The following is a 1,709-nucleotide window of genomic DNA, read 5'->3' as shown; positions in this document are numbered from 1 at the left end:
TGATGAAGCTGGCCGACAAAGTGGCTATGATCGGTGGGATGCGCAGCGCCCAGATCAGCAGGTAGTTGGCGGCGCCGATCGCCGCCCCGCAGGCAAGCGCCGCCAGCAGCCCGACCGCGATCATGGAATCATTGCCGTCCATCACTTTCATCGCGACGGCGCTGGCAAGGCCGATATTGGCCGGCAGCGACAGGTCGACATTGCCCGGGCCGAGTGTGATGACGAACATCTGGCCGACGCCGACAATGACGGTGAACACCGCCAGCGACAGGGCCGCCGTCACCATGCCGCCGGCGCCATAACCGCCGGTGAAGGCGATGGTCGCCAGCCACACCAGAAGCGCGCCAATGAACGACCAGATCCAGGGTTTGGCGAGCAGCGATTTCACCGATGTCATCGCTCACCTCTCCTTGCGGCTGATCAGCACCCGCGCCGCCAGCACGATGATGAGGATGGCGCCGTTGGCGGCAACCTGCCAATCGGGTGGAATGTGCATGAAGGTGAGCAGTGGCGAGGCCGCCAGCGCCAGCGTCAGCGCGCCGATCACAGCACCTATCGGCGACACCCGGCCGCCGACGAATTCGCCGCCGCCGAGGATGACGCCGGCGATGGCCAGCAGCGTGTAGCCGTTGCCGATATTGGCGTCGGCCGAGGTGGTGATGCCGATCAGCGCCATGCCGGACAGCACGCCGAACAGGCCGGCGAGCGCAAACAGCACGATCTTGGTTCGGAGCAGCGACCAGCCGGCGCGGCCAAGCGCCGCCGGATTGCCGCCCGAGCCGCGCAGGATCACGCCATAGGAAGTGCGCATCAGGCCGAAATGAACGATGACGCCGATGAGCAGCGCGGCGATGATCGGGAACGGAATGAAGGGCGGCTTGAACGCCATCAGCCCAAGCAGCCAGTCCGGCGCCTTGCCGCCCGGTTTGGGCAGGACGAGAATGGCCAGCCCCTGCCAGACGAAGCTCATGCCGAGCGTCACCACGATGGACGGCAGATTGCGCAGATGGATAAGCGCGCCGAGCAGCGCATAGATGCCGATTGATCCGAGCAGGATGGCGGCGCCGATGAGTGGCGCGTCCTTCAGCCAGGTCGCCGTGACGCAGCCGACGAAGCCGACGAAGGTGCCTATCGACAGGTCGAGCTCGTTTCCGGCAATGACGAACATCTGCGCGATCGTCGCCAGCGCGATCGGGATCGCCAGGTTGAGCATCAGGCTGAAGCCGAAATAGCTGATGGCGCGCGGGTTGAGCCAGGCGATGGCGAGCAGCACCAGCGCCAGCGACAGCGCCGGCAGCAGCCCGCGCAACAGACGGGCACGGGCCAGTGCGCCTCGCTCGGCGGACGTCCTGGCGGCGGTGTCGAGGCTGGCGGCCGTCATCTCAGGCCGCATCGCCGAATGAGGACTGGATGATCTTCTCTTCGGTCAACTCGTTGCGGCGCAGATTGGCGACGATGCGGCCGTTCTTGAAGACATAGATGTGATCGCAATTGTCGAGCTCTTCGGTTTCCGTGGTGTACCAGAGGAAGGTGCGGCCTCGGGCAGCCTCTTCGCGCACGAGGCCGTAGACCTCCAGTTTGGTGCCGATATCGACGCCGCGCATCGGATCGTCCATCAGCACGATCTGCGCATCCGAGCCGAGCGCGCGGGCAAACAGCGCCTTCTGCTGGTTGCCGCCCGACAGCGAGAAAATGTTGTTGTTCATATC

The 1,709-nt window shown here is 65.1% G+C and carries 1 protein-coding gene and 2 pseudogenes; all 3 read right to left on the bottom strand.

Annotation, left to right across the window (positions count from 1 at the left end; genetic code table 11):
- Window positions 1-397, bottom strand: a pseudogene (locus EN749_RS35235) (ABC transporter permease); the annotation flags it as partial.
- 3 nt (window positions 398-400) lie between these two features.
- Window positions 401-1,381: an ABC transporter permease gene (locus EN749_RS35230; protein ID WP_189367944.1), complete on the bottom strand. Its 981-nt coding sequence runs from the start codon at window positions 1,379-1,381 to the stop codon at window positions 401-403.
- Between the two features lies 1 nt (window position 1,382).
- A pseudogene (locus EN749_RS35225) lies at window positions 1,383-1,709 on the bottom strand (sugar ABC transporter ATP-binding protein); the annotation flags it as partial.

The organism is Mesorhizobium sp. M7A.F.Ca.ET.027.02.1.1, from assembly GCF_004022985.1.
Lineage (GTDB): Bacteria > Pseudomonadota > Alphaproteobacteria > Rhizobiales > Rhizobiaceae > Mesorhizobium.
This window is presented reverse-complemented; position numbering and strand designations above follow the sequence as displayed.